Genomic DNA, 24,990 nt, shown 5'->3' with positions numbered 1-24,990 from the left:
GTACTTATGCGAGGAGTTGTCATGACATCAGCGATTTCAGTCGAGCGGTTGGACTTCGACAGTGGCGGTGACCGGTGTGCCGCCTGGCTCACGCTGCCGCCGACCCCTGGGCCGCACCCCGCCGTGGTGTTGGTACACGGTCTCGGCGCTACCCGCGAGATGATGCTGCCGCAATACGAGCAGCACTTCGCCGCCGCGGGCATCGCGGTGCTGTCCTTCGACTACCGATTCACTGGAGCATCCGGAGGTCAACCGCGGCAACGAATTTCGATCCCCGAACAATGCCGTGACGTCGCCGCCGCCATCGACTTTCTGCAGCGACTCCCGCACGTGGATGCCGGCCGAATCGGCTTGTGGGGCACCAGTCTCGGCGGCATGAATGTGGTGCGGGTGGCCGGTAGCCGCAGCGATATCGCCGCGGCGGTGGTGCAATGCCCGATCACCCACGGGCCGGCGGCGGCCGGGACCGTCGGCATCCGCGGAGCGCTACGGCTGACGCCGGCGATCGCCGAGGACGTGGTGCGCGCGGCATTCCGGCGCGGCCGTCGCTACGTGCCGATCGTCGGGCAGCCCGGTACCGATGCGATGGTGACAGTCGCCGGAGCGGAGGACGGGTGGCGCTCGACGGTGCCCGACGGAGCGGCCTTCGACAATCGAATGACGGCCGTCGATGCAGCGCTATTGATCACGCGATCGGCGCTGAGCCACGCGGCGCGGGTGCAGGCGCCACTGCTGGTGTGCGTCTGCGACGGCGAGACGCTGATGGATCCGCGCTACGCCGAACTGGTGGCCCAACGAGCACCGCGGGGTATTGCCCGGCATTACGAATCCGACCACTTCGCGATCTATCACCCGCCGCTGGTGCGGCGAGTGCTCGACGATCAGGTCGCCTTTCTGAAGGAGCATCTGTGATATCGCCGCGAGATGTATTGCGCGCCAACGATGAACGCTTCGCCGACGTCGCCGCCGGACTGACCCCCGAAGAATGGGCCGCGCCGAGCCTGTGTACGGAGTGGAGCAATCGTGAGGTGTTGGGGCATCTGGTGGTCGGATGCAGCCATCCCGTCGGCACGTTTCTCGGTGCGCTGGTCCGGCACCGGAATTTCGATCGCGCCAACACCGCGATTGCCAGGGACGCGGCGCGGGACCGCAGCGCAGAAGCGCTCTTGACCGATTTCCGCGCAGTCAGTGCACGTCCGGAAGGAGTCGGTAGGTACTTTCCGGCGCGGCTCCTGCTGGGCGACCACATCACCCATGAGTTGGACATCCTGTTCGCCACCAGCCGGGAACCGAACATCCCACCGCACCTGCTGAATGCGGTGCTGGACACCCAGGTGGCCTTCCCCAACCAGTTCGTTCCGGCCTATCGCAACAGCCAGGACCTGCGGCTTGTCGCCGTCGACACGGGATGGCGCCACGGCAATGCTGGGCCGACCGTGGAGGGGACGGCCGCCGAGCTGATCTCGGTCCTGGGCAACCGGCCGAAGGTGTTGCCTCGGCTGCGGGGAGCAGGCGCCGAGATACTGGCCGACCGGCTGCTCAGCCGCCAGACCCGTACGGCCGGGTGATGATCTCCAGGTAGTGCCCACTGGGGTCCTGGAAGTAGACGCCCCGGCCACCGTCGTTGTGATTGATCTCGCCGGGGTGCTGTGCCCGCGGGTCGGCCCAATGCTCCAGCCCGCGTTCACGAATCCGGCCGTAGATCGCGGTGAATTCGTCCTCGGACACCAGGAACGCGTAGTGCTGGGGCACAACGGCGGTGCCCTCCGGCATCTGGGCGAAATCGAGGCCCACGCCGTGGTTGAGTTCGACAGCGAGGAAATGCCCGGCTTCTTTCGCGGGCGGGAGGCCGAAGAGCTCGGTGAAGAAAGTGGCCGCGGCCGAGCGGTCAGTCGAGTGGACGATGGTGTGGTTGAAGGTGATGGCCATAGATCTCTGTTCTACCCCGTCGCGCGTGCCGCGTCACTGCCGGTGTGGGAGGTCCTGGCCTGTCATGATCTAGGCATGGCGTTCGACCTGCGAGAGCTGGCAGTTCCGGTCATCGTTGCGCCCATGGCCGGCGGGCCGACGACGCCTGAGCTGGCCGCCGCCGGTTCGACAGCCGGCGGTCTGGGATTCGTGGCGGCCGGCTACCTGACCGCCCAGGCCCTCTCCGATCGGATCACCGCCGCCCGCGCGCTGACCTCCGGCCCGCTCGGCGTGAATCTCTTTGCCTCGCAGCCCAGTACCGCCCGGCCCGGCGAGATCGAGCGCTACGCAACCGACCTCGCCGGTGAAGCCACCCGCTACGGCGCCGCACTCGGCGATCCGAAATTTAACGACGACGACTGGGCCGCCAAGCTCGACGTCGTCGCCGACCTGCGACCCGAGGTCGTGTCGTTCACTTTCGGCGGGCCCACCGCCGGTGAGTGCGCGCGGTTGCGGCAGGCCGGCATCACCACGGTCGCGACGGTCACCACACGGGCCGAAGCGGTGCAGGCCGTCGCCTCGGGTGTCGATGCGCTCGCCGTTCAGGGGCCCGGCGCCGGTGGCCATCGCGGCACCTACGACCCGCTGGCCGCGCCCGCGACGCAGGCACTCACCGAACTGCTGGCCGACGTGCTCGCCGCGACGACGGTGCCGGTGGTCGCGGCCGGCGGTCTGATGACGGCCGACGACGTCGCCGCCGTGATCGCGGCCGGTGCGGTGGCCGCACAACTCGGCACGGCGTTTCTGCTCGCCGACGAGTCCGGCTCCAGCCCGGTGCACCGCGCCGCACTCGTCGATCCGCGGTTCACCGAAACCGTTGTCACCAAGGCATTCTCGGGGCGCTACGCGCGGGGGTTGCGTAACCGGTTCATCGACGAGCACGACGAACACGCGCCGCTGGCCTATCCGGAGGTGCACTACCTCACCAGCCCGGTGCGCAAAGGGGCCGTGGCGGCCGGCGATCCGGACGGCACAAATGTGTGGGCGGGCACCGGATTCCGCAAAATCCGGTCGGGGTCGGTCGCCGACATCATGGCCGGACTGGTGTGAGCGTCGTGAAAGGAGCCGGCATGCGATCCGTTGTGGCGATCCCGTTGGCGGTGGCCTGTGTCTGGCCGATCACCGTCGCTCATGCCGACCCCGTACAGGTGCCGCGTTGTGCCAGTGCCCAATTGACGCCGAGCCTCGGCCCGCCCGACGGTGCCGCCGGCACCACCTTCTATCCGGTGATCCTGAAGAACTCCGGGGACGCCCCGTGCAGCATGTCGGGCTATCCGGCGGTGTCGTTCATCGCAGGCTCGGACAATCATCTGGTCGGGGTGGCCGCCAGCCAGGAAGTGGAAACCACCATCGGCGTCGTGGTGATCGGACCCGGCCAGTCCACGTCGGCGAACCTGGGCATCGTCAACGCGGGCAACTTCCCCGCCGACTGTAATGCTGTACCGGTCAGCGGTTTACAGGTCAACCTGCCGGGTGAGACCGATCCGATCATCGTCGGCCACGCCGATACCGCCTGTGCCAGTACGGCATACCCGACGTTGCGAGTAGGGCCGTTCACCGGCGCGTAGTGACGGCGACGCTGCCCTCGGGGGCGCGTGCGGTGATCTGTGCAACCGCGCGAGACGCGTCACTGGTCTGAGGAACTCGCACTTTCGCATCATCGCCGGCCTCCGCCCGAACCAGGTACGGCCCACCCGGCGGCAGGGTGATGTCGACGTCAGAACTCTGTGTGGTGATGTCCACGGTGCGTGGGGCGATCTCCTTGAAGTCCACGGCGATGTGGCCATCGGTGGAGTCGGCGATGAAGGCGTCACTGACCACGATCGGGTCGCGGGTCTGCACATCGGCGCTCTGCGTGTGGATTTCGATCCGCCGGGCGTTGCCACCGAGGATCACCGCGCCGTCGGTGTTGTGCACGGTCAGCTGGTCCAGATTGGTCTGGGTCAGCAGCGCGCCGACCTGCTGTTTGGTGGTCACGGAAAGCTGGTGTGCGGCAGAGGGCGGCAGCGTCACCGTGATTTCCCCGGGCGGGCCGAAGTTGAACAGCGGGGACGGTGAACCGGCCACGGTCAGGCTGACTGCGCTGCCGTTCCGCGTGACTTTCAGCGCTTGCTCGTCGTTTTGCGCGGAGTTCAGCAGCCGCATCCGGACGCGCGGTTCGCGGACATTGCGATCACTGGTGATCCGGATGGCGGTCGGCAGATCGCCGGTATCGATGGTCAGCGAGCTCAGATCGGCCGGCAGTGTCTCGGAGTTGGCGGCGACGCGTACCGAGCCGATACCCCAGGCCAACCCACCGAGTCCCAGCGCAGCCGATGTGGTCACGACCAACGCGACGAGTACCAGAATCGTGCGGATCGCCGAGCGCGCTCCCGGTGACAGTGTGGGCGGTTTGGCCGCAGGGGCCGGCCCGGTCACTGGTTCGAAGTCCAAATTGGAAGTCATGAATATCCTTTTCTCTCTTTAGGATTCGAGGTAGCGCAAGACGGCGAGGACGCGACGGTTCTCGCTGTCGTCGGGGGTCAGGTCCAGCTTGGTGAAGATCGATGCGATGTGTTTTTCCGCGGAGCCGATCGAGATGTGCAGTAGCGCTGCGATGGCCGAATTGGTCTTGCCTTCGGCCATCAGCTGCATCACCTCCTGCTCGCGCGGGGTGAGCACCGCGAGGGTGGAGCGGCGGTGCGTGCGCACCAGGATTTGCGACACCACTTCCGGGTCCAGGACAGTGCCGCCCGTGCCCACCGTGGTGACGGCGTCCAGGAACGCCGGGACGTCGGCGACCCGGTCCTTCAACAGATAACCGAAACCCCTTGTGTCCGAGGTGATCAGGTCAGCTGCGTACCGTTCTTCGACGTAGTGCGACAACACCAACACCGGTGACTCGGGATTCTGGCTGCGGAGCAGGGCGGCGGCGCGGATGCCCTCGTCGGTGAAGGTCGGTGGCATCCGGACATCGACGATGACGAGGTCAGGCTGGTGCTCGTTGACGGCGCGCAGCAGCTCCGTGGCGTCGGGTACTCCGGCGAGTACGTCGTGGCCGGCGTCGATCAGGATGCGCTCGATGCCCGCGCGCAGCAGAGCCGAATCCTCGGCGATCACAATGCGCATGGCAGCACCGCCGTCACGGTCGTCGTTCCGGTTTCGGGGCTCGAGACAGCGAAGGTGCCCCGTGCCGCGCGTACCCGCTCGCCGAGCCCGCGCAGGCCCGTCGTGTCGTCACCGGTGGTTTGGGCCCCGCCGATCCCGTCGTCGAATATCGAGATGTGCAACTGGTCGGTGGGCTCGTGGTAGCGCACCGAGATGACGGCGTGGGTGGCGTGGGCGTGCTTGGCGATGTTGGTCAACGACTCGGCGACGACGAAGTATGCGCACGACTCGACCTCATCGGAAAAGCGTTTCGGCAGTTGCAGTTCCAGCGTCACTGGCACCCCGGCTGTTTCGGTGCGCTGGACCACCGCCGACAGCGCGGCGTCCAGGCCGCGGTCGGCCAGGATCGTCGGCGCGATGCCGCGCACCACATTTCGTAGTTCGAGGAGCGCGGCCTTGGCGTCGTCGTGGGCTTCGGCGATCAGCTTGCGAGCCTCAGGCAGATCCGAGTCGAGTTTGGTCTGCGCCAGCCCGATCGTCATGGCCAACGACACGAGCCGGGGCTGCACACTGTCATGCAAGTCGCGTTCGATGCGGTGCCGTTCGGTGGACGCCGATGAGACCGCGCCGCGGCGGGCCTGGTGCAGGGCGGTCACCTCGTGCTGCAGTGCCGCTGTCGGCGAGGCCGGCAGCAGCCACCGATCGATGACCGCGTCCACCCTCGGGCCGAACACCAGGATGGCTCCGGCGGCCGCCATCGCGATGACGGCCAGCAGCCAGGACAACGGCGGCGAGATGAAGCTCAACCCGGCGGCCGGGTCACTGTTATGGATGGCGGTCGCGGCGGCAGGACCGATCAGCGCGAAGGCCAGCAGGGTGAACGCCAACCCGACCGCGAAGATGTCGAAAGCCATGCGCAGGTAGCTGTGCGCCAACACCTTCCAGAATCGGCCGCTGCTCACGTCTAGCCAGAGCTGATGCGCCCACCCTTGAAAACCGGTGTAGGGAGTCATCTTTCGGTACGGAACGGCGATGCCGAAGCCGAAGATGGCTTCGCTGCGCACCCGCTCCACCCGGTCGGTGGCACGGACGGCGTAGACAAACACCACCCCACCGAACACGGTCCCGATCACCGAGGGAATCGAGCTGACGGTGAGGATGAGAAGCGACAGCGGTATCCAGAACCAGATCATGCCGGTCATGGCGCCGACGATCATCGACGCGGTCGGGACGATGCCGAGGTCTGGTGCGCGCCGCGCTGGCGGTGCCGTCGTCGGATTTATCGGCTCGGCCGAAGCGGTGCCAGTAGCTGTTACAACCATGCCTCCAACCTAGGCACTGGCGGTGCCTGGCGACACGGCGTTTTCCCTCGAGTCGAGTGGGGGNAAACCCCCACTCGACTCGCCAACTCGGACCGTGCACTGGACGCGCGTGCCAGAATCGGCTGTGTGCAGATCGGGATGACGATGCCAGTGATGGAGTCCAACCTCGACGCGGCCACGCTGACGGCGTGGGCTCGCGTGATCGACGGAGGGCCATTCTCGTCCCTGTGTTGGGGTGAGCGCATCGCCTTCGACAACCCGGATTCACTGACCCTGCTCGGCGCACTCGCGGCCTGGACGGACCGGGTGCGCCTGGTCACCACCGTGATCGTCCCGCAGTTGCACGATCCGGTGATGCTGGCCAAAGCGCTTGCCACCGGTGACTTGCTCAGCGGCGGACGGCTCACGGTCGGGATCGGTGTCGGGGGCCGACACGAGGACTACAACGCCGTCGGCGCCGACCCCAAGACCCAGACGATGCGCGGCATGGCCGAGCGCGTCGCGCTGATGAAACGGGTTTGGGCGGGGGAGAAGCTCACCGACTCCGTGCTGCCCGTCGGTCCGCAGCCGGTGCAGCCCGGCGGCCCGCAGCTATTGGTGGGCACCATCGGGCCGAAAACCATACGCAGTGCGGCGAATTGGGCCGACGGCATGGCGGGCACGACGCTGGACCTCAGCATGGAGCGCGAGAGCGAATTGTTCGACGTCGCTCGCACGGCGTGGGCCGAGGCGGGAAAACCCAAGCCGCACTTGGCCACCTCCTTCTGGTTCGCCCTCGGTGACAAGGACACCGCACGTGACCAGGTGCACCGCCACCTGCGCCGGTACATGAACTGGATTCCCGAGGAATACGTCGACGCGATGGCACCCACCACCGGCTGGGCCGGCACCGAAGACGAATTGCTCGACGTGCTGCAGAAATTCGATGACATCGGCGCCGACGAGGTGCATCTGATTCCCACCAGTTCGGACATCGACCAGCTGCGCCGGGTGGCCGACGTGGTCAAGGACTTCACCGGAGAGGCATCGCTATGAGCCGTGCGACGGACGTGCTGGCCGGCTTGCCCACGGTGCGGGCCTGGCAGGAGGACCTGTACCGGGACCTGCATGAGCACCCCGAGTTGTCGCACCAGGAGCACCGCACCGCAAAACTGGTGTCGGACAGGCTCAATGAGCTCGGCTACCAAGTGACCGAGGGCGTCGGCGGCACCGGCGTGGTGGGCATCCTGCGCAATGGCGACGGCGCGTCGGTACTGATGCGCGCCGACATGGACGCGTTGCCCGTCGCCGAGGCCACCGGGCTGCCCTACGCCAGCACGGTGCACGCCACCGACGCCGCAGGCAAGGACGTCCCCGTCATGCACGCGTGCGGTCACGACACCCACGTCACCTGCCTGTTGGGCGCAGCCGCGCTGCTGGCCGACGGGCGAGATCACTGGCAGGGCACGGCGATTGCGTTGTTCCAGCCGGCCGAAGAACTCGGCGGCGGCGCCGCCGGCATGGTCGCCGACGGGCTGGCGGACATCGTCGGCAAGGTCGACGTGGCGCTGGGCCAGCACGTCGCCCCCGCCCCGGCCGGATACGTCGGCACCTGCAGCGGCCCGATACTCGCTGCGGCCGACAGCATCCGCGTCACGGTGTACGGGCGCGGGGGCCACGGGTCCATGCCGAACGCCACCATCGATCCCGTGGTGCTCGCCGCCATGATCGTGATCCGGCTGCAGACCATCGTGTCCCGCGAGGTGGCGCCCACCGACACCGTCGTCCTCACCGTCGGCAGCATCCACTCGGGAACCAAGAGCAACATCATCGGTGACCAGGCGGTGCTGGAACTGAACCTGCGCACCTACGACGCCGCCGTCCGCACCGCTGTCATCGCCGCGATCAAGCGGATCGTCATCGCTGAATGTCAGGCCTCGGATTCACCGAAGGAGCCGGAATTCGACTTCTACGACCAGTTTCCGGTCACCGACAACGATGAGGCCGTCACGACCCGCGCCCACGACGCCTTCGTCGAGCACTTCGGCGACCGCGCGCTGACCGTCCCGCCGGCGGCCGCCAGTGAGGACTTCAGCGACATCCCACGGGCCCTCGGCGTGCCGTACACGTATTGGATGTTCGGCGGTATCGATGCCGCCGAGTTCACTCGTGCGGCCGAAGCCGGCCGGATCAGCCAGGACATCCCGGTGAATCACTCGCCGACATTCGGCCCGGTGATTCAGCCGACGCTGGACACCGGCACCGAGGCGCTCGTGGTGGCCGCGCTGTCCTGGTTGTAGTCCTTTGGGCGGTAGGCGATCTCGAAGACACACGCGGCCAGCACGCACAGCGCGATGGCCGCAGAGCCTCGAGCACTCGGCTTCGATCTTGCGCAAGTTGCGTTTGCACAGTGGTGCATCGGGGTAACGTCCGCCTTGAAAACTTCCTCGGTGTGGGAACGGGAGTAACCGTGAAGATCAAACTTGTGGCGCCCGTCGGCATCGCCGCGATCGTGTTCGGCATGGCCGGCGTAACCGCAGGCACCGCCTCGGCGGCCAACAACATCAAGCCATTCGGCCAGCAGGAGACGCTGAACGAGATCGGCTACACGGTCAAGGGGCTCAAGCCGAGTTCGGACCCCGTGCCCCACAACGGTCAGCTCTACTCAGCGACCGTGACAGTCGAAGGGCTCGGCGGCTGGGCCAACCCGATCGTCGGCTTCTTCAACGCCCGTGCCGAGAGCGGGGCGAACTACCGGGTCATCGGCGGCGGCGTCGGGTCGGCACCGCCTGGAGGGACGACGACCGGCAAGCTCTATTTCGACGTCGTCGGCGACGTGCCGAACAGCGTCGTCTACAACGACGGCATGCAGGACTTGCTGGTCTGGGTGCCTCGCAGTCCGGTCGGCGGCGTATCGGAAGAGGAGTCGGACACCCCGGTCGGGACCAGCGAGATCATCAGCACGCCACCGGCCGAGAGCGCGCCGGCGCCTGCCGAGGTCGGAACTCCGACCGGTGGCAATTTCTTTGCCCCGGAAGTCGTCGCTCCGGCGCCGTTCGATCTGTCGGAAGCGGACGTGGCCTCGCCCGGCTACAACTCCGGTAGCGGACGTCGCTGAGCGATCTTTGATTGCTCACCCCGGGCACCGCGTGTGCGGCGGCAACGGGCCGGCCCGGGCGGGAGTTGCCGGCGCCATGCCGCGCTGGTCGCCAACGAGGCGGCTGCCAATGCTGCGATTCGTCGGTTCATGATCTGGTCCGTCCTCGTGCTTGTTAGTGAGGACAGACTGCGCCGGAGCGCTGGGCGATTTCTTGGGACGAAATTGCCGACAGACGCCTGATCAGCGGTCGTTACGTGGAAATTTGTGCGGGAAAGCAGCGCACTGGCTGGAAAGTGCCCCCGGCAGGATTCGAACCTGCGGCCTTCTGCTCCGGAGGCAGACGCTCTATCCCCTGAGCTACGGGGGCGCTTGATGCTGGCGAGCCAGCGGCGCCGTTGGGCGATCACAGACTAGCGCATCGGTGGTCTGCCTCCCGAATCGGTGCTAGGTGCCTACCGACCAGCGGACGACCGATGACAAGCGTGAGCAGCTCAGCCCATAGGATGGACCCCCGTGACCCCCGCCGATCTGGCTGAACTGCTAAAGAACACCGCCGCAGCGGTCCTGGTCGAACACGGCCTGGACATTGCCGCGCTGCCCGAAACAGTGGTCATCGAGCGTCCGCGCAACCCTGAGCACGGTGATTACGCCACCAACCTGGCGCTGCAGCTGGGCAAGAAGGTCGGCGTCAACCCGCGTCAGCTGGGCGAATGGCTGGCCGAGGCCCTGATCAACGCCGACGGCATCGCCGACGCCAGCATCGCCGGTCCGGGCTTCGTGAACCTGCGCATCGAGGCGTCCGCACAGAGCGTCGTCGTCCTCAACGTCCTGGGCGGCGGGGCGAGCTACGGCACGTCCGAGGAGCTCAAGGGCCGCCACATCAACCTGGAGTTCGTCTCGGCCAACCCGACCGGACCCATCCACATCGGCGGCACCCGCTGGGCCGCCGTCGGTGACGCGCTGGGCCGCCTGCTGGCCACGCAGGACGCCACCGTCGTCCGCGAGTACTACTTCAACGACCACGGCGGGCAGATCGACCGGTTCGCCCGCTCGCTGGTCGCGGCCGCCAAGGGCGAGCCGGCCCCGGAGGACGGCTACGGCGGCGACTACATCAAGGACATCGCCGCCGACGTGGTGACCAAGCGGCCCGACGCGTTGGAGCTGCCGGCCGACGAGTGCCAGGAAGTCTTCCGAGAGGTCGGCGTGGATCTGATGTTCGGTCAGATCAAGCAGTCGCTGCACGACTTCGGCACCGACTTCGACGTCTATACCCACGAAGACTCGATGCACACCTCGGGCCGGGTGCAGCAGGCCATCGACAAGCTGCGCGACAACGGTTCGATCTACGAGCAGGACGGCGCAATCTGGTTGCGCACCACCGACTTCGGTGACGACAAGGATCGCGTCGTCATCAAGAGTGACGGCAACCCGGCGTACGTCGCCGGCGATATCGCGTACTACCTGGACAAGCGCCAGCGCGGGTTCGACCTGTGCATCTACATGCTCGGTGCCGACCACCACGGCTACATCGGCCGCCTGAAGGCCGTCGCCGCCGCGCTGGGTGAGGATCCGGCCACCGTCGAGGTGCTGATCGGCCAGATGGTCAACCTGGTCAAGGACGGCCAGCCGATGCGCATGAGCAAGCGCGCCGGCACCGTGATCACCCTGGAAGACCTGGTCGACGCCATCGGCGTGGACGCGGCCCGCTACGTGCTGATCCGGTCGTCGGTAAACAGCCCCATCGACATCGACCTGGGCCTGTGGGCCAGTGCGTCCAACGAAAACCCGGTCTACTACGTGCAATACGCGCACGCCCGGCTCTCGGCCCTGGCGCGCAACGCCGCAGACCTCGGCCTGGGGCTGGACCTCGGTCACCTCGACCTGCTCGACCACGACCGTGAAGCCACCCTGATGCGCACCATCGGCGAGTTCCCGCGGGTGCTCAAAACCGCTGCGTCCCTTCGGGAACCGCACCGCGTGTGCCGGTACCTGGAGGACCTGGCCGGTGACTACCACCGGTTCTACGACTCCTGTCGCGTGCTGCCGATGGGCGACGAAGAGCACAGTGACCTGCACCGGGCCCGGCTCGCGCTGTGCGCGGCCACCCGCCAGGTCATCGCCAACGGTCTGCACATCCTCGGCGTCACCGCTCCGGAGCGGATGTGAGCGGGCAGCCGACCGGCAACACTGTGCCGGAGAAGCCACGGTCCGCCGACGAGGTCAACTTGCTGGCTTCGAATGTCTGGCCGCGCAACCTGGTTCGGGGTGCCGATGGCCAGGTCAGCGTCGCCGGCGTCACCGTCGGTGAACTGGCCGAGCGGTTCGGCACGCCGCTGTTCGTCATCGACGAGGACGACTTCCGGTCCCGTTGCCGCGAGATCGCCGACGCCTTCGGTGGCGGCGAGCACGTGCACTACGCCGGAAAAGCGTTCCTGTGCGCCGAGATTGCCCGCTGGGTCGCGCAGGAAGGCCTGTGCCTCGACGTGGCCACCGGCGGCGAGCTCGCCGTGGCCCTGCACGCCGACTTCCCGGCCGAGCGAATCACCGTGCACGGCAACAATAAATCGGTTCCTGAGCTGACCGCGGCGGTCAAGGCCGGCGTCGGGCACATCGTGCTGGACTCCGAGATCGAGATCGAACGCCTGGAGGCCATCGCCGGTGCGGCGGGCGTCGTCCAGGACGTCCTGGTCCGCGTGACGCCCGGTGTCGAGGCGCACACCCACGAGTTCATCTCCACCGCCCACGAGGACCAGAAGTTCGGTCTGTCGCTGGCCAGCGGTGCGGCGATGGACGCGGTGCGCAAGGTCTTCGCCACCGACAACCTGCGGCTGGTCGGTCTGCACTGCCACGTCGGCTCGCAGATCTTCGATGTGGCCGGGTTCGAGATCGCCGCCCACCGCGTCATCGGCCTCCTGCGCGACGTCGTCGCCGAATTCGGCGTCGATAAGACCGCGCAGATGTCGGTCATGGATCTCGGTGGGGGACTGGGTATCTCGTACCTGCCCAGCGATGACCCGCCGCCCATGAAGGAACTCGCCGACAAGCTCAAGGCCATCGTGAAGGCCGAGTCGGCGGCCGTCGGGCTGCCCACGCCCAAGCTGGTCGTGGAGCCCGGCCGCGCCATCGCGGGCCCGGGCACCATCACGCTGTACGAAGTTGGCACCGTGAAAGACGTTGCCGTTTCGGCCGACAAGTACCGGCGCTACGTCAGCGTCGACGGCGGCATGAGCGACAACATCCGGCCGTCGCTGTACGACGCCCAGTACGACGCCCGGTTGGTGTCGCGCGTCAGCGACGCCCCCGCGGTCCTCGCCCGGATCGTCGGAAAGCACTGCGAGAGTGGCGACATCATCGTCCGCGACACCTGGGTGTCCGACGATGTGGGGCCCGGTGACCTGTTGGCAGTCGCCGCCACCGGCGCCTACTGCTACTCGATGTCCAGCCGGTACAACCTGCTGACCCGTCCCGCCGTCGTCGCGGTGAAGGACGGCAACGCACGGCTGATCCTGCGTCGGGAGACCGTCGAAGACCTGTTGAGCCTGGAGGTGAGTGGTCAATGAGTGAAAAGCCAATCGGCGTAGCAGTTCTCGGACTCGGGAACGTCGGGACCGAGGTGGTCCGCATCATCGAGAACAGCGCCGACGACCTGGCCGCTCGCATCGGTGCGCCCCTGGAGCTGCGCGGCGTCGGCGTCCGCAAGGTGGCCAAGGGTCGCGGCGTTTCGGTCGACCTGCTCACCGACGACATCGAGGCGCTGGTTTCGCGCGACGACGTCGACATCGTGATCGAGCTCATGGGTCCCGTCGAGCCGGCCCGCAAGGCCATCATGGCCGCGCTGGAAAAGGGCAAGTCGGTGGTCACTGCCAACAAGGCGCTGATGGCCCAGTCCACCGGCGAACTCGCCCAGGCCGCCGAAAAGGCGCGCGTGGACTTGTATTTCGAGGCGGCCGTGGCCGGCGCGATCCCGGTGATCCGTCCGCTCACGCAGTCGCTCGCGGGTGACGTGGTGCTGCGGGTGGCCGGCATCGTCAACGGCACCACCAACTACATCCTGTCGGCGATGAGTGAGACCGGCGCCGATTACGCCGACGCGCTGGCCGAAGCGGGTGTGCTGGGCTACGCGGAAGCCGACCCGACCGCCGACGTCGAGGGCTACGACGCCGCTGCCAAGGCCGCGATCCTGGCATCCATCGCGTTCCACACCCGCGTCACCGCCGACGATGTCTACCGCGAGGGCATGACCAAGGTCAGCGCCGCTGACTTCGAGTCCGCCAAGGCGCTGGGCTGCACCATCAAGCTGCTCGCCATCTGTGAGCGCCTGACCACCGGTAAAGGCAAGCAACGGGTTTCGGCCCGGGTCTACCCGGCGCTGGTGCCGCTGGACCACCCGCTGGCCTCGGTCAACGGTGCGTTCAACGCGGTCTTCGTTGAGGCCGAGGCTGCCGGCGAGCTGATGTTCTACGGTCGCGGCGCCGGCGGCGCTCCGACCGCGTCGGCCGTCATGGGCGACGTGGTCATGGCTGCGCGTAACCGCGTGCAGGGTGGCCGCGGTCCGCGGGAATCCAAGTACGCCAAGCTGCCCATCGCATCGATCGGCGCCATCGAAACCCGCTACTACGTCAGCATGAACGTCGCGGACAAGCCCGGTGTGTTGTCTTCTGTCGCAGCCGAATTCGGCAAGCGCGAGGTCAGCATCGCCGAGGTTCGCCAGGAGGGCATGGAGGACGAGTCCGGCCAGCGCAGCGGCGCCCGGATCGTCGTCGTCACCCACCGGGCCACCGATGAGGCGCTGTCGGAAACCGTTGCGGCCCTTGCAGATCACGAAGCAGTACAGAGCATCAACAGTGTGCTGCGCATGGAAGGAACGAGTAAATGAGCGTGCACAAGCCGTGGCCCGGCCTGATCGAGGCCTACCGGGATCGTCTGCCCGGCACCGAGAACTGGACGCCGGTAACCCTGCTCGAGGGTGGCACCCCGCTGATCCACGCCAAGCGGATCAGTGAACTGACCGGCTGCACAGTGCATTTGAAGGTCGAGGGCCTCAACCCGACCGGTTCGTTCAAGGACCGCGGCATGACCATGGCCGTCAGCGACGCCGTGGCGAAGGGCCAGAAGGCCGTGCTGTGCGCGTCCACCGGCAACACCTCGGCCTCGGCGGCCGCCTACGCCGCGCGTGCCGGCATCACCTGCGCGGTGCTGATCCCGCAGGGCAAGATCGCCATGGGCAAGCTGGCGCAGGCAGTCATGCACGGCGCCAAGATCATTCAGGTCGACGGCAACTTCGACGACTGTCTGGAGCTGGCCCGCAAGCTGACCGCCGACTACCCGACCATCGCTCTGGTCAACTCCGTCAACCCGGTCCGCATCGAGGGCCAGAAGACCGCGGCGTTCGAGATCGTCGACGCGCTCGGCGCCGCGCCCGACGTGCACTCGCTGCCCGTCGGCAACGCCGGCAACATCACCGCCTACTGGCGGGGTTACAGCGAATACCACCGGGACGGCGTCTCCGATCGGCTGCCCCGCATGCTCGGCACGCAGGCCGCCGGTGCGGCGCCGCTGGTGCTCGGCGAGCCCGTCAAGAACCCGGAGACCATCGCGACCGCGATCCGAATCGGTTCTCCGGCTTCGTGGGACGGCGCCGTCGCCGCCAAAGAGCAGTCGGACGGCCGCTTCCTGGCTGCCACCGACGAAGAGATCCTGGCCGCGTACCACCTGGTGGCCAAGGCTGAAGGCGTGTTCGTCGAGCCGGCGTCGGCCGCCAGCATCGCGGGCCTGCTCAAGTCCATCGAGGACGGCTGGGTCAAGGCCGGCTCGACCGTGGTCTGCACCGTCACCGGTAACGGCCTCAAGGATCCCGATACCGCACTCAAGGGCATCCCCGAGGTCAAGGCCATCCCGGTCGATCCGATCGCCGTGGTCGAACAGCTCGGACTGGTCTGACGCCAGTGACCGAAAGCCTGCCCGCCGGCCTGCTCGCCACCGCCGTCGTCCCCGCCTCGAGCGCCAATCTCGGCCCCGGCTTCGACAGCCTGGGCCTGGCCTTGAGTCTGTACGACGAAATTCAGGCGGAGACAACCGAATCCGGCCTCGTCATCGAGGTGACGGGGGAGGGCGCCGGGCAGGTTCCGCTCGACGAGTCTCATCTGGTCGCGCGGGCGATCCGGCGTGGTCTGGCTGCCGGCGGAGTCTCGGCTTCTGGCCTGAACATCAAGTGCCGCAACGTCATTCCGCATTCGCGGGGACTCGGGTCGTCGGCGGCAGCGGTGGTCGGCGGCCTGGCCGTCGCCAATGGCCTTATCGCACAATCGGGTTCGCAGCCGCTCACGCTCGATCAGCTGGTGCAGCTGTCTTCGGAATTCGAGGGGCATCCGGACAATGCGTCGGCTGCGGTGCTGGGTGGCGCGGTGGTGTCCTACACCGAGCCCGGCCCGGTGTACGCGGCGGTGCCACTGGCGCTGCATCCCGACATTCATCTGTTCCCGGCCATTCCGCAGGTGCGGTCGTCGACCGCGGAGACTCGGGCTGTGCTGCCGGAAGTCATCGCTCACACTGACGCGACGTTCAACGTGAGCCGCGCCGCGCTGCTGGTGGTGGCACTGACGCAGCGCCCGGATTTGCTGATGGCGGCAACCGAGGACGTCATGCACCAACCGCAGCGGGCAGCTGCCATGCCGGCCTCGGCGGAATATCTGGCGATGCTGCGGCGTTCTGGAGTGGCAGCAGTGCTTTCCGGTGCTGGACCTGCGGTTATCGCATTCAGCACCGAGCCCGAGTTGCCCGCCGAAGTCCTCGAATTCGGCGCTGCCAACGGGTTCGTCGTCGAAAAGATGGCTGTGGGCCAAGGGGTTCGCTGGACCGTCGGTGCCGGCGTCTAACGAAAAGCACACGCCGGAGTGGCATTTCTTGCTTCATTGTCGGATCAGAGATATTCTCGCACCGTCCAGCAATCGCAGGCTCTAGTACCTGCGCCTACGGTAGGACGACCACTCTTCTCTTAGATGTTCAACTCGTGGACTGATGGTTCGCCGCACGGCGGCAAATCCCGGTGCTTGGCTGTTGCACTGCCTCAGCTGACCAGGGCTCTTGCCGATTGCGGTTCGGGGAAGCCGTCCGACTGCGAACAAAACCCTCGCCTGATCCGATGCGCGAGGGCACAGAAAGGAAATCCGTGACTGATACGGACCTCTTCACCGCCGATGGCACCACTGATGCCCCGGCAACTGAAGCGCCGGCGGCCGGACGCTCCGGATCGCTGACCAGTCTTCTGCTCCCCGACCTGCGTGCGCTCGCTTCCGAAGCCGGCGTCAAGGGCACCTCCGGCATGCGCAAGAGCGAACTGATCGCCGCCATCCGGGAACACCGCGGCGAGGCAAACGGCGCCAAGAGCGAAGCCAAGGCCGCCAAGGCTGAACCCAAGACCGAAACCAAGGCCGCCGAGGCTGTGAACGGCAACGACGCCGCCAACGAGGCCAAGGAAGCCCCGGCCGCGGCCGCGAACACCGGCGGCGAAGCTGCCGCTGACGCGCCCGCCGCTGAGCAGGCCCCGCGCCGCGAACGCCGCGGCTCGGCGCGCCGGGCCGGTGCGCCCGCCGACGGCGAATCCGGCGATGCCGGCGACAAGCCCGCCGAGAACGCGGACAACACCGACGCCCCGCGCGAGGAGCGCAACCGCGAGCGGAACGCCGACAACAGCAACCAGGGCGGCAACAAGTCCGAAGGTAACCAGGGCGGCAACCGCGACCAGGGTGGCAACCGCGATCGCGGTGGCGACAACCAGGGCGGCAACCGCAACCAGGGTGGCAACCGCAACCAGGGCGGCAACGACAACTCCAACAATGATGACGACGACGACAGCCGTGGAGGCCGTCGCGGCCGTCGGTTCCGCGACCGTGACCGTCGTCGTCGTGGGGAACGCGGCGACAACCAGGGCGGCGGCAACGCCGAGACCGAACTGCGCGAGGACGACGTCCTGCAGCCGGTCGCCGGCATCCTCGACGTGCTGGACAACTACGCGTTCGTCCGCACCTCGGGCTACCTGGCCGGCTCCAACGACGTCTACGTCTCGATGAACATGGTCCGCAAGAACGGCCTGCGCCGTGGTGATGCGGTGACCGGCGCCGTGCGGGTCCCGCGCGAGGGCGAAACCGGCGCCAGCAGCAGTGGAAACAACCCCCGTCAGAAGTTCAACCCGCTGGTGCGGCTGGACAGCGTCAATGGCGGCCCGGTCGAGGCTGCCCGCAACCGTCCAGACTTCAACAAGCTCACCCCGCTGTACCCGAACCAGCGGCTGCGTCTGGAGACCACTCCGGACCGGCTGACCACGCGTGTGATCGACCTGATCATGCCGATCGGTAAGGGCCAGCGTGCGCTGATCGTGTCCCCGCCGAAGGCCGGTAAGACGACGATCATGCAGGACATCGCCAACGCGATCACTCAGAACAACCCGGAATGCCACCTCATGGTGGTGCTCGTCGACGAGCGTCCGGAAGAGGTCACCGACATGACGCGCTCGGTGAAGGGTGAGGTCATCGCCTCGACCTTCGACCGTCCGCCGTCAGACCACACCCAGGCCGCCGAGCTGGCCATCGAGCGGGCCAAGCGCCTGGTCGAGCAGGGCAAGGACGTCGTGGTGCTGCTGGACTCGATCACCCGTCTGGGCCGCGCATACAACAACGCGTCGCCGGCGTCGGGCCGCATCCTCTCCGGTGGTGTCGATTCCACCGCCCTGTACCCACCCAAGCGGTTCCTCGGTGCTGCCCGCAACATCGAGCACGGCGGCTCGCTGACCATCATCGCCACCGCGATGGTCGAGACCGGCTCCACCGGTGACACCGTCATCTTCGAGGAGTTCAAGGGCACGGGTAACGCCGAGCTCAAACTGGACCGCAAGATCTCCGAGCGTCGGGTGTTCCCGGCGGTCGACGTCAACCCGTCCGGTACGCGTAAGGACGAGCTGCTGCTGTCCACCGACGAGTTTGCGGTGGTGCACAAGCTGCGTCGCGTGCTCAGCGGTCTGGATCCGCATCAGGCCATCGACCTGCTGATGAGCCAGCTGCGCAAGACCAAGACCAACTACGAGTTCCTGGTCCAGGTCTCCAAGACTGCCCCCGGCGGTCCGGACAACGACTAACCGTCGCAGTTCTTGAAACTGAAGGCCGCAACTCTGCCCGAGTTGCGGCCTTCAGTGCGTTCTGGGGTACTGCTACGGCTGCGCCTTCAACCCCGGCATCACGTAGCGGCGGACGTGCGCGCGCAGTTCCTCGGCATTGTTGGCGTCCAGCCGCTGCCCGGGCATGGTGGCCAGCGACAGGATGACCCGCGCGACCCACTCGGCGGCGTCGTCGATGTCGGTGTCGGGGTGGATCTCGCCGTTGTCGCGGGCGCTGACGAGGTACCGCGACCAGAAATCGGCGAGGTCGGGCACCAGGCCCTGCACGCCGGCGCCGGCGCAGGCGGCGAACTCGTCGGGTTCTTCGACGCGTAGCTTCATCAGCAGGGCGCCGGGGTCGTCGTAGGCGGTGCGGCCGTGCTGGATTCCGGTCACCATCTGGTTGTCCAGGCCGTCGATCGACTCCAGCATGGCGTGCGCGTCGGTCCAGTAGGCGTTGTTCAGGCGGACGATCGCCGCGCCCAGCAGTGTCACCTTGTCCGGGAAATGCCGGTAGAGCCAGCCGCGTGAGACGCCGGCGGCCTCGGCGACCTCGGATACCGTGGTGGCGCGAATTCCCTTGGCGCGCATGCACTCTTCAGCGGCGTCGATCAGTCGATCGCGCACACTTTTCGGGGATTCTGGGCTAGCCACCGGATGTCTCCTCACTTGTCAACCGGGCGAACGACGATTCTGCCAGGGCGCGGACGCTAGTGCGCTACCCCTCAGCCATGGTAGACACTTTCTAGAATCTGTTCACTCTGGGTGGTTCGTGACCGCCCACCGCACCGGGAGCCTAAATGGCGGAGACCCTTCAGCAGCTGCTTCGCGAACGCGCCGACCAGGACACCGTCGCCGTCAAGTATGGCGAGACGACCTGGACGTGGCGAGAGTACGTCGCCGGAGCCAAGGCGCAGGCCGCCGCCCTGGTCGGTCAGGCCGACCCGCTGCGGCCGCTGCACGTTGGCACGCTGCTGGGCAACACCCCCGACATGCTGACGGCGCTGGCCGCCGCGGCGCTGGGCGGCTACGTGCTGTGCGGCATCAACAACACCCGTCGAGGTGAGGCGCTCGCGCGCGACATCGCGCGCGTCGAATGCCAGATCGTGCTCGTAGATCAGGCGGGTCGAGAGCTCCTCCAGGACGTCGAACTGCCGGGCGTCACCGTCATCGACGTCACCGCGACCGAGTGGCCGCAGCAGGACCTGACGCCGCATCGTGAAGTCGGGCCCGACGACACCTTCATGATGATCTTCACCTCGGGCACCAGCGGCGAGCCCAAGGCCGTCGAGGTGGCGCACACCATCGTGCTGTTCTCGGCCGCGGCGCTGGTGCAGCGCTACCACCTCACCGAGGCCGATACCTGTTACCTGGCGATGCCGCTGTTCCACTCCAACGGCGTCTACGCCGGTTGGGGTGTCGCCCTCGGGTCTGGAGCGGCGATGGCGCCGGCACAGTTCTCCGCGTCGAGATTCCTCCCGGACATCCGCCGCTACGGTGCGACCTACATGAACTACGTCGGCAAGCCGCTGGCTTACATCCTGGCCACCGCCGAGCAGCCCGACGACCACGACAACCCGCTGCGGGTGGCCTTCGGCAACGAGGCCGCCGACCGCGATATCGACGAGTTCAGCCGCCGGTTCGACTGCAGCGTGTGGGACGGCTTCGGCTCGACCGAGCTCGCGATCATCATCACCCGTTCCGAGGGCACCCCGGCCGGCAGCGTCGGACAGGGCTTCCCGGGTGTCGCGATCTACCACCCGGAGACCGTCGAAGAGTGCGAGGTCGCCCGCTTCGACGAGACCGGCGCGCTGGTCAACGGCGACGCCGCCACCGGCGAGCTGGTGAACACGAACGGCAGCGGGATGTTCCGCGGCTACCACAACGACCAGGGCGCGACCGACGAACGGCTGCGGCACGGCATGTACTGGTCGGGCGATCTGGCCTACCGCGACGCCGACGGCTGGATCTATCTGGCCGGCCGCACCGCCGACTGGATGCGGGTGGACGGGGAGAACATCACGGCGGCCCCCATCGAACGAATCCTGTTGCGCCACCCGGTGATCAGCCGGGTCGCTGTCTATCCGGTGCCCGACGAGTTCGTCGGCGACCAGGTGATGGCCGCCATGGTGCTGCGTGACGGACAAACCCTCGACGCGACGTCATTCGCGGAATTCCTGGCCGCCCAGCCGGACATGTCCCCGAAGTCCTGGCCGCGGTATGTCTGGCTCGCCGACGACCTGCCCAGCACCGCGACCAACAAGATTCTGAAGCGGGAACTGGTCGTCCTCGGCGCGGATCCGGTCGGTCGGCTGGTGTGGAAGCGCGACGGTACCGAGTACCGGCAGCTGACCGAAAACTGATTTCTGCCGACGTGTCCCCTCAACGGGCCCCCGTTCGTCTCACTGCTGTTGGACGATCAACCCAGAAGGAGACCACCATGAAATACGCAACGCTGATCTACACCCGGCCGGGCAGCCATGACGCGGAGCTCACCGACGACGAGCAGGCCGCGCTCAGCGCGGAGTACATGGCCCTGCGGTTCGAGCCGCAATGCGTCGGCGGCGGCCACCTGCAGCCGGTCGAGACGGCCACCACGGTGCGCGGTGACGGCCTGATCACCGACGGCCCGTATGCCGACACCAAAGAGGTGTTCGCCGGCTACTTCGTCATCGAGGCCGACAATCTGGACGAGGCCCTCAAATTCGCCCAGCGGATCCCGGCCGTACGACTCGGTGGTGGCGTCGAGGTACGGCCGCTCTTCGAGGTACCGGTGGAGACGGGCTACTGATCGAGGCGATCTTCCAGCGCGAGTGGGGCCGCGTGCTGGCCGCGCTCATCGGCATCCTCGGCGACTTCGACCTCGCCGAGGATGCCGCGCAGGAGGCGTTCGCCCGAGCCGCCGAGAGGTGGTCCCGCGACGGCGTGCCGGCTGCGCCGGTGGCCTGGCTGGTGCGCACCGGACGCAATGTGGCGATCGACCGGTTGCGCCGCGAGCAGACGCTGCGCGCCAAGACCCGGCTGCTCGAAGCGGATCAACAGGCAACGACGATGGACGAGATCGACCTCGATGACAGCACCATCGGCGACGAGCGCCTGCAGCTGATCTTCATGTGCTGCCATCCGGCGCTGGCACGTGAGGCCCAGGTGGCGCTCACGCTGCGGGCCCTCGGCGGGCTGACCACCGCCGAGATCGGGCGCGCGTTCCTGGTTTCCGAGGACACCATGAAGCGGCGTCTCTCCCGCGCCAAGACCAAGATCAAGGCGACGAACATCCCCTTCGCGCTGCCGGCCGACCGGCTGCTGCCCGACCGGGTGGCTGCGGTCCTCGCGGCGATCTACCTGATCTTCAACCAGGGCTTCACCGAGCGGGACGACCTCGCCGCCGAAGCGATCCGGCTCGGTCGGCTGCTCGCCGAACTACTGGCCGACGAACCCGAGGCCTACGGGCTGCTGGCGCTGATGCTGCTGCACGATTCGCGACGCGCGGCCCGCGTGGTCGACGGCCAAGTGGTGCCGCTCGCCGAACAGGATCGGACATTGCACGACCAGACCAAGGTCGACGCCGGGCGGGCCGCCCTCGACCGGGCGCTGGCGCTGCGGCTGGCCGCCGGGCCGTACGTGCTGCAGGCGGCCATCGCCTCGTTGCAGGCCGATGAGGAGAACGATTGGGACGAGGTCGTGGTCTTGTACGAGCGGCTCGAAGAGCTGACCGGATCACCGGTCGTCGCACTCAACCGTGCGGTGGCGGTCGCCGAGGCCGGTGATCCCGCCCGGGCGCTGGACCTCATCGACGCGCTTGACCTGGGCGATTACCGTTATCTGCCGTCCACTCGGGCGGAATTGTTGTGCCGGCTGGGCCGCACCGATGAGGCGCGCGGCGAGTTCGAACGAGCGCTGGCACTGGCCACGACCGAGGCGGAACGACGATTCCTGGAGCGCCGGCTGGCCGAGCTGCATCGTGGCACCGCCACGGAATAGCCGGCGGCCCGGCCGCGTTTAGGACCTTGGCGGCTGACCTGGCATAATCGACCGCCGAACCCCCTCGGTTCCGGTTCACGTCCGAATAATCGGGCGACCCGGCGCCATCGATCGCAGAGGACCATGAAATGAAATCGGGTATTCACCCCGCATACGTCGAGACCACTGTGGTCTGCGGTTGCGGCAACACCTTCCAGACTCGTAGCACCAAGGACAGCGGCCACATCGTGGTCGAGGTGTGCTCGCAGTGCCACCCGTTCTACACGGGCAAGCAGAAGCTTCTCGACACCGGCGGCCGCGTGGCTCGCTTCGAGAAGCGGTACGGCAAGCGCAACGCCGGCGCGAAGGCCGAGTCCGAGAGCTAGCTTTCACGGGCGGCGCCCGATCTGTCGCATTCGCGTCAGGTCCGGGCGCCGTTTTCGTATCCAGAACCCGGCACCCCAGAACTACCGCAGGAGTCCTCAAGTGGCACAGACAGATACAGCGCCCCGCATCGAGGCGCTGCTGGCCGAGCACGCCGATCTCGAACGGCAACTGGGGGACCCGGGTCTGCACGCTGACGCCGGCGCCGCCCGCAAGGTCGGTCGTCGTTTCGCACAGGTGTCGCCGATCGTCGTGACCTACCGCAAGCTCGAGGCCGCCCAAGGCGACCTCGAAGCGGCCCGCGAGCTGGCGGCAGAGGACGCCGCGTTCGCAGCGGAGGTGCCCGAGCTGGAGGCCCGCGTCGCCGAACTCGATGCCAAGCTGACCGATCTGCTGGCCCCGCGTGATCCGCACGACGCCGACGATGTCGTGCTCGAGGTGAAATCCGGTGAGGGCGGCGAAGAGTCGGCGCTGTTCGCGTCCGACCTCGCGCGCATGTACATCCGGTACGCCGAGCGCCACGGCTGGACCGTCACCGTGCTCGACGAGACCTGGTCGGACCTTGGTGGCTACAAGGACGCCACCATCACCATCGCCAGCAAGGGCGATTCCGCCGACGGCGTGTGGTCGCGCATGAAGTTCGAAGGCGGCGTCCACCGCGTGCAGCGCGTGCCCGTCACCGAATCGCAGGGCCGCGTCCACACGTCGGCAGCCGGCGTCCTCGTGTACCCGGAGCCCGAAGACGTCGAGCAGGTGCAGATCGACGAATCCGACCTGCGCATCGACGTCTACCGGTCATCCGGCAAGGGCGGTCAGGGCGTCAACACCACCGATTCGGCGGTCCGCATCACCCACCTGCCCACCGGCATCGTCGTCACCTGCCAGAACGAGCGCTCGCAACTGCAGAACAAGGCCCGCGCCATGGTGGTGCTCGCCGCGCGCCTGCAGGCCCTCGCCGAGGAACAGGCGTCCGCCGACGCCTCCGCTGACCGCGCCAGCCAGATCCGCACCGTCGACCGCAGCGAGCGCATCCGGACGTACAACTTCCCGGAGAACCGGATCGCCGACCACCGCATCAACTTCAAGGCCCACAACCTCGACCAGGTGCTCGACGGCGACATGGACGCGCTGCTCGACGCCCTCGCCGCCGCCGACAAGCAGGCCCGGCTCGCGCAAGAGTGACCGGCCCGAGTGAACTCCGTCAGACAAGCGATCGCTGACGCCGCGGCCGTGCTGGCCGCCGCGGGCGTCGACTCAGCGCGGGTGGACGCCGAATACCTCGCCGCGCACGCGGCCGGGGTGGACCGGGCCCGGGTGATGTTCGCCGAGCCCAACCCGGCGTTCTATCCGCGGTTCAGTGATCTGGTCAAGCGTCGCGCACAGCGAATTCCCTTGCAGCACTTGATCGGAACAGCCGCGTTCGGCCCGGTCGAGGTGCAGGTCGGTCCGGGGGTGTTCATTCCCCGCCCGGAGACCGAGGCGCTGCTGGAGTGGGCGATGAACCAGCCGTTGCCGCCGAGCTCGGTGATCGTGGACCTGTGCACCGGGTCGGGAGCGCTGGCCCTGGCGCTCGCGCACACCTGGCCGCAGGCGCAGGTCGTGGCCGTCGAGAAGTCCCCGGAGGCCCTGGTCTATGCCCGGCGTAACTGTGCCGGAAGCGCCGTCGAGGTGCTGGAGGCCGACGTCACCGTTCCCAGCCTGCTGGCAGACAGGGACGGCACAGTGGACCTGCTGGTGTCCAACCCGCCCTACATCCCCGACGGCGCCGAGCTCGATCCCGAAGTCATCGACCACGACCCGGCCGCGGCCCTGTTCGGCGGGCCCGACGGCATGTCCGTCATCGTGCCGATCATCGCGCTGGCGGCCCGGTTGCTGCGTCCGGGCGGCAAGTTGGGTATTGAGCACGACGACACCACGGCGGATCAGGTGGTGGCCGCGTTGGACCGCGACGGTACGTTCGGTGACATCACCGCACGGCGCGATCTGACCGGGCGGCCCCGGTTCGTCACCGCGACTCGACGGTAAACGGGTCATGGCAACCG

At 67.5% G+C, this 24,990-nt stretch carries 24 protein-coding genes and 1 tRNA gene; 19 read left to right on the top strand and 6 right to left on the bottom strand.

The genetic code is table 11. The features are described 5' to 3' along the window. Positions 1 to 21: 21 nt before the first annotated feature. Both A7G45_RS29805 and A7G45_RS29800 read left to right on the top strand, forming a co-directional pair. Positions 22 to 912 carry an alpha/beta hydrolase gene (locus A7G45_RS29805; RefSeq protein WP_260942317.1) on the top strand — a complete coding sequence of 297 codons (891 nt, stop codon included), beginning with the start codon at positions 22 to 24 and terminating at the stop codon, positions 910 to 912. Next, positions 909 to 1,568: a maleylpyruvate isomerase family mycothiol-dependent enzyme gene (locus A7G45_RS29800; protein ID WP_260942315.1), complete on the top strand. Its 660-nt coding sequence runs from the start codon at positions 909 to 911 to the stop codon at positions 1,566 to 1,568. The genes A7G45_RS29805 and A7G45_RS29800 overlap by 4 nt, the downstream gene beginning before the upstream one ends. On the opposite strand, the gene A7G45_RS29795 is transcribed toward A7G45_RS29800, so the two are convergent. Next, on the bottom strand, positions 1,540 to 1,929 hold the full coding sequence (locus A7G45_RS29795) for a VOC family protein (RefSeq protein WP_043396971.1): 390 nt from the start codon (positions 1,927 to 1,929) through the stop codon (positions 1,540 to 1,542). The two genes, A7G45_RS29800 and A7G45_RS29795, sit on opposite strands and share 29 nt — an antisense overlap. A gap of 75 nt (positions 1,930 to 2,004) precedes the next feature. Here A7G45_RS29795 and A7G45_RS29790 point away from each other — a divergent pair, with 75 nt between their 5' ends. Together A7G45_RS29790 and A7G45_RS29785 are read left to right on the top strand one after the other, a co-directional pair. Continuing rightward, a complete protein-coding gene (locus A7G45_RS29790; protein WP_260942313.1) occupies positions 2,005 to 3,018 on the top strand; it encodes a nitronate monooxygenase in 1,014 nt (337 codons plus the stop codon). Between the two features lie 20 nt (positions 3,019 to 3,038). Beyond that, positions 3,039 to 3,536, top strand: a complete 498-nt coding sequence (locus tag A7G45_RS29785; protein WP_131630781.1) for a DUF4232 domain-containing protein — start codon at positions 3,039 to 3,041, stop codon at positions 3,534 to 3,536. Here A7G45_RS29785 and A7G45_RS29780 read toward each other — a convergent pair. The 3 genes from A7G45_RS29780 to A7G45_RS29770 are packed head-to-tail and all read right to left on the bottom strand — an operon-like array spanning position 3,523 to position 6,377. Next, complete coding sequence (locus tag A7G45_RS29780) at positions 3,523 to 4,413, bottom strand: DUF4097 family beta strand repeat-containing protein (protein WP_260942310.1); 891 nt, start codon at positions 4,411 to 4,413, stop codon at positions 3,523 to 3,525. The genes A7G45_RS29785 and A7G45_RS29780 overlap by 14 nt on opposite strands. An 18-nt stretch (positions 4,414 to 4,431) precedes the next feature. Then, positions 4,432 to 5,076 carry a response regulator transcription factor gene (locus A7G45_RS29775; RefSeq protein WP_043396976.1) on the bottom strand — a complete coding sequence of 215 codons (645 nt, stop codon included), beginning with the start codon at positions 5,074 to 5,076 and terminating at the stop codon, positions 4,432 to 4,434. Beyond that, on the bottom strand, positions 5,064 to 6,377 hold the full coding sequence (locus A7G45_RS29770; protein WP_043987172.1) for a sensor histidine kinase: 1,314 nt from the start codon (positions 6,375 to 6,377) through the stop codon (positions 5,064 to 5,066). The genes A7G45_RS29775 and A7G45_RS29770 overlap by 13 nt, the downstream gene beginning before the upstream one ends. A gap of 138 nt (positions 6,378 to 6,515) precedes the next feature. On the opposite strand from A7G45_RS29770, the gene A7G45_RS29765 reads away from it, so the two are divergent. The 3 genes from A7G45_RS29765 to A7G45_RS29755 all read left to right on the top strand — a co-directional run bounded on the left by A7G45_RS29765 (position 6,516) and on the right by A7G45_RS29755 (position 9,474). Next, the gene (locus A7G45_RS29765) at positions 6,516 to 7,412 is read left to right on the top strand and encodes an LLM class flavin-dependent oxidoreductase (RefSeq protein WP_260943316.1); all 897 of its coding nucleotides are present in this window, start codon (positions 6,516 to 6,518) and stop codon (positions 7,410 to 7,412) included. After that, positions 7,409 to 8,656: an amidohydrolase gene (locus A7G45_RS29760; RefSeq protein ID WP_260942308.1), complete on the top strand. Its 1,248-nt coding sequence runs from the start codon at positions 7,409 to 7,411 to the stop codon at positions 8,654 to 8,656. Before A7G45_RS29765 ends, A7G45_RS29760 begins: the two co-directional genes overlap by 4 nt. Before the next feature lie 170 nt (positions 8,657 to 8,826). Further along, the gene (locus tag A7G45_RS29755; protein WP_260942306.1) at positions 8,827 to 9,474 is read left to right on the top strand and encodes a DUF1942 domain-containing protein; all 648 of its coding nucleotides are present in this window, start codon (positions 8,827 to 8,829) and stop codon (positions 9,472 to 9,474) included. A gap of 276 nt (positions 9,475 to 9,750) precedes the next feature. Here the strand turns inward: A7G45_RS29755 and A7G45_RS29750 are convergent. After that, positions 9,751 to 9,823, bottom strand: a tRNA-Arg gene (locus A7G45_RS29750). 146 nt (positions 9,824 to 9,969) lie between these two features. Here A7G45_RS29750 and argS point away from each other — a divergent pair. The 6 genes from argS (at position 9,970) to rho (ending at position 18,586) form a co-directional block, all read left to right on the top strand. Further along, positions 9,970 to 11,622, top strand: coding sequence for an arginine--tRNA ligase (argS, locus tag A7G45_RS29745; RefSeq protein WP_071285533.1), 1,653 nt, complete (start codon positions 9,970 to 9,972; stop codon positions 11,620 to 11,622). Further along, positions 11,619 to 13,016 carry a diaminopimelate decarboxylase gene (gene lysA / locus A7G45_RS29740; RefSeq protein WP_260942303.1) on the top strand — a complete coding sequence of 466 codons (1,398 nt, stop codon included), beginning with the start codon at positions 11,619 to 11,621 and terminating at the stop codon, positions 13,014 to 13,016. Before argS ends, lysA begins: the two co-directional genes overlap by 4 nt. Then, positions 13,013 to 14,332: a homoserine dehydrogenase gene (locus A7G45_RS29735; RefSeq protein WP_043397000.1), complete on the top strand. Its 1,320-nt coding sequence runs from the start codon at positions 13,013 to 13,015 to the stop codon at positions 14,330 to 14,332. Before lysA ends, A7G45_RS29735 begins: the two co-directional genes overlap by 4 nt. Continuing rightward, positions 14,329 to 15,396, top strand: a complete 1,068-nt coding sequence (thrC, locus tag A7G45_RS29730; protein WP_260942301.1) for a threonine synthase — start codon at positions 14,329 to 14,331, stop codon at positions 15,394 to 15,396. The genes A7G45_RS29735 and thrC overlap by 4 nt, the downstream gene beginning before the upstream one ends. A gap of 5 nt (positions 15,397 to 15,401) precedes the next feature. Continuing rightward, a complete protein-coding gene (gene thrB, locus A7G45_RS29725) occupies positions 15,402 to 16,331 on the top strand; it encodes a homoserine kinase (RefSeq protein ID WP_260942299.1) in 930 nt (309 codons plus the stop codon). Positions 16,332 to 16,624: 293 nt separating this feature from the next. After that, positions 16,625 to 18,586, top strand: a complete 1,962-nt coding sequence (rho, locus tag A7G45_RS29720) for a transcription termination factor Rho (protein WP_260942297.1) — start codon at positions 16,625 to 16,627, stop codon at positions 18,584 to 18,586. 72 nt (positions 18,587 to 18,658) lie between these two features. On the opposite strand, the gene A7G45_RS29715 is transcribed toward rho, so the two are convergent. After that, positions 18,659 to 19,258: a TetR/AcrR family transcriptional regulator gene (locus A7G45_RS29715; RefSeq protein WP_043397010.1), complete on the bottom strand. Its 600-nt coding sequence runs from the start codon at positions 19,256 to 19,258 to the stop codon at positions 18,659 to 18,661. Between the two features lie 146 nt (positions 19,259 to 19,404). On the opposite strand from A7G45_RS29715, the gene fadD1 reads away from it, so the two are divergent. The 6 genes from fadD1 (at position 19,405) to prmC (ending at position 24,973) form a co-directional block, all read left to right on the top strand. Continuing rightward, positions 19,405 to 20,967: a fatty-acid--CoA ligase FadD1 gene (gene fadD1 / locus A7G45_RS29710; protein ID WP_260942295.1), complete on the top strand. Its 1,563-nt coding sequence runs from the start codon at positions 19,405 to 19,407 to the stop codon at positions 20,965 to 20,967. Between the two features lie 77 nt (positions 20,968 to 21,044). Then, the gene (locus A7G45_RS29705; protein ID WP_260942292.1) at positions 21,045 to 21,395 is read left to right on the top strand and encodes a YciI family protein; all 351 of its coding nucleotides are present in this window, start codon (positions 21,045 to 21,047) and stop codon (positions 21,393 to 21,395) included. Positions 21,396 to 21,427: 32 nt separating this feature from the next. Continuing rightward, positions 21,428 to 22,585 carry an RNA polymerase sigma factor gene (locus A7G45_RS29700; RefSeq protein ID WP_260942290.1) on the top strand — a complete coding sequence of 386 codons (1,158 nt, stop codon included), beginning with the start codon at positions 21,428 to 21,430 and terminating at the stop codon, positions 22,583 to 22,585. 128 nt (positions 22,586 to 22,713) lie between these two features. Next, positions 22,714 to 22,950, top strand: coding sequence for a 50S ribosomal protein L31 (gene rpmE / locus A7G45_RS29695; protein ID WP_043397017.1), 237 nt, complete (start codon positions 22,714 to 22,716; stop codon positions 22,948 to 22,950). A gap of 100 nt (positions 22,951 to 23,050) precedes the next feature. Then, positions 23,051 to 24,130, top strand: a complete 1,080-nt coding sequence (prfA, locus tag A7G45_RS29690) for a peptide chain release factor 1 (protein ID WP_043987165.1) — start codon at positions 23,051 to 23,053, stop codon at positions 24,128 to 24,130. Positions 24,131 to 24,139: 9 nt separating this feature from the next. After that, positions 24,140 to 24,973 carry a peptide chain release factor N(5)-glutamine methyltransferase gene (gene prmC / locus A7G45_RS29685; RefSeq protein ID WP_260942286.1) on the top strand — a complete coding sequence of 278 codons (834 nt, stop codon included), beginning with the start codon at positions 24,140 to 24,142 and terminating at the stop codon, positions 24,971 to 24,973. Positions 24,974 to 24,990: the final 17 nt, after the last annotated feature.

This window comes from Mycolicibacterium llatzerense, assembly GCF_025331195.1.
GTDB lineage: Bacteria > Actinomycetota > Actinomycetes > Mycobacteriales > Mycobacteriaceae > Mycobacterium > Mycobacterium llatzerense.
Note: the sequence above shows the minus strand (reverse complement) of the source record. Positions and strands in the feature narration are given on the sequence as shown.

Excerpts from the sequence above, each read along its gene's own strand:
- A7G45_RS29805 (WP_260942317.1), top strand. The coding sequence starts at position 22 with ATGACATCAGCGATTTCAGTCGAGCGGTTGGACTTCGACAGTGGCGGT.
- A7G45_RS29795 (WP_043396971.1), bottom strand. The coding sequence starts at position 1,929 with ATGGCCATCACCTTCAACCACACCATCGTCCACTCGACTGACCGCTCG.
- A7G45_RS29790 (WP_260942313.1), top strand. The coding sequence starts at position 2,005 with ATGGCGTTCGACCTGCGAGAGCTGGCAGTTCCGGTCATCGTTGCGCCC.
- A7G45_RS29785 (WP_131630781.1), top strand. The coding sequence starts at position 3,039 with ATGCGATCCGTTGTGGCGATCCCGTTGGCGGTGGCCTGTGTCTGGCCG.
- A7G45_RS29780 (WP_260942310.1), bottom strand. The coding sequence starts at position 4,413 with ATGACTTCCAATTTGGACTTCGAACCAGTGACCGGGCCGGCCCCTGCG.
- A7G45_RS29775 (WP_043396976.1), bottom strand. The coding sequence starts at position 5,076 with ATGCGCATTGTGATCGCCGAGGATTCGGCTCTGCTGCGCGCGGGCATC.
- A7G45_RS29770 (WP_043987172.1), bottom strand. The coding sequence starts at position 6,377 with ATGGTTGTAACAGCTACTGGCACCGCTTCGGCCGAGCCGATAAATCCG.
- A7G45_RS29765 (WP_260943316.1), top strand. The coding sequence starts at position 6,516 with ATGACGATGCCAGTGATGGAGTCCAACCTCGACGCGGCCACGCTGACG.
- A7G45_RS29760 (WP_260942308.1), top strand. The coding sequence starts at position 7,409 with ATGAGCCGTGCGACGGACGTGCTGGCCGGCTTGCCCACGGTGCGGGCC.
- A7G45_RS29735 (WP_043397000.1), top strand. The coding sequence starts at position 13,013 with ATGAGTGAAAAGCCAATCGGCGTAGCAGTTCTCGGACTCGGGAACGTC.
- thrC (WP_260942301.1), top strand. The coding sequence starts at position 14,329 with ATGAGCGTGCACAAGCCGTGGCCCGGCCTGATCGAGGCCTACCGGGAT.
- fadD1 (WP_260942295.1), top strand. The coding sequence starts at position 19,405 with ATGGCGGAGACCCTTCAGCAGCTGCTTCGCGAACGCGCCGACCAGGAC.
- A7G45_RS29705 (WP_260942292.1), top strand. The coding sequence starts at position 21,045 with ATGAAATACGCAACGCTGATCTACACCCGGCCGGGCAGCCATGACGCG.
- rpmE (WP_043397017.1), top strand. The coding sequence starts at position 22,714 with ATGAAATCGGGTATTCACCCCGCATACGTCGAGACCACTGTGGTCTGC.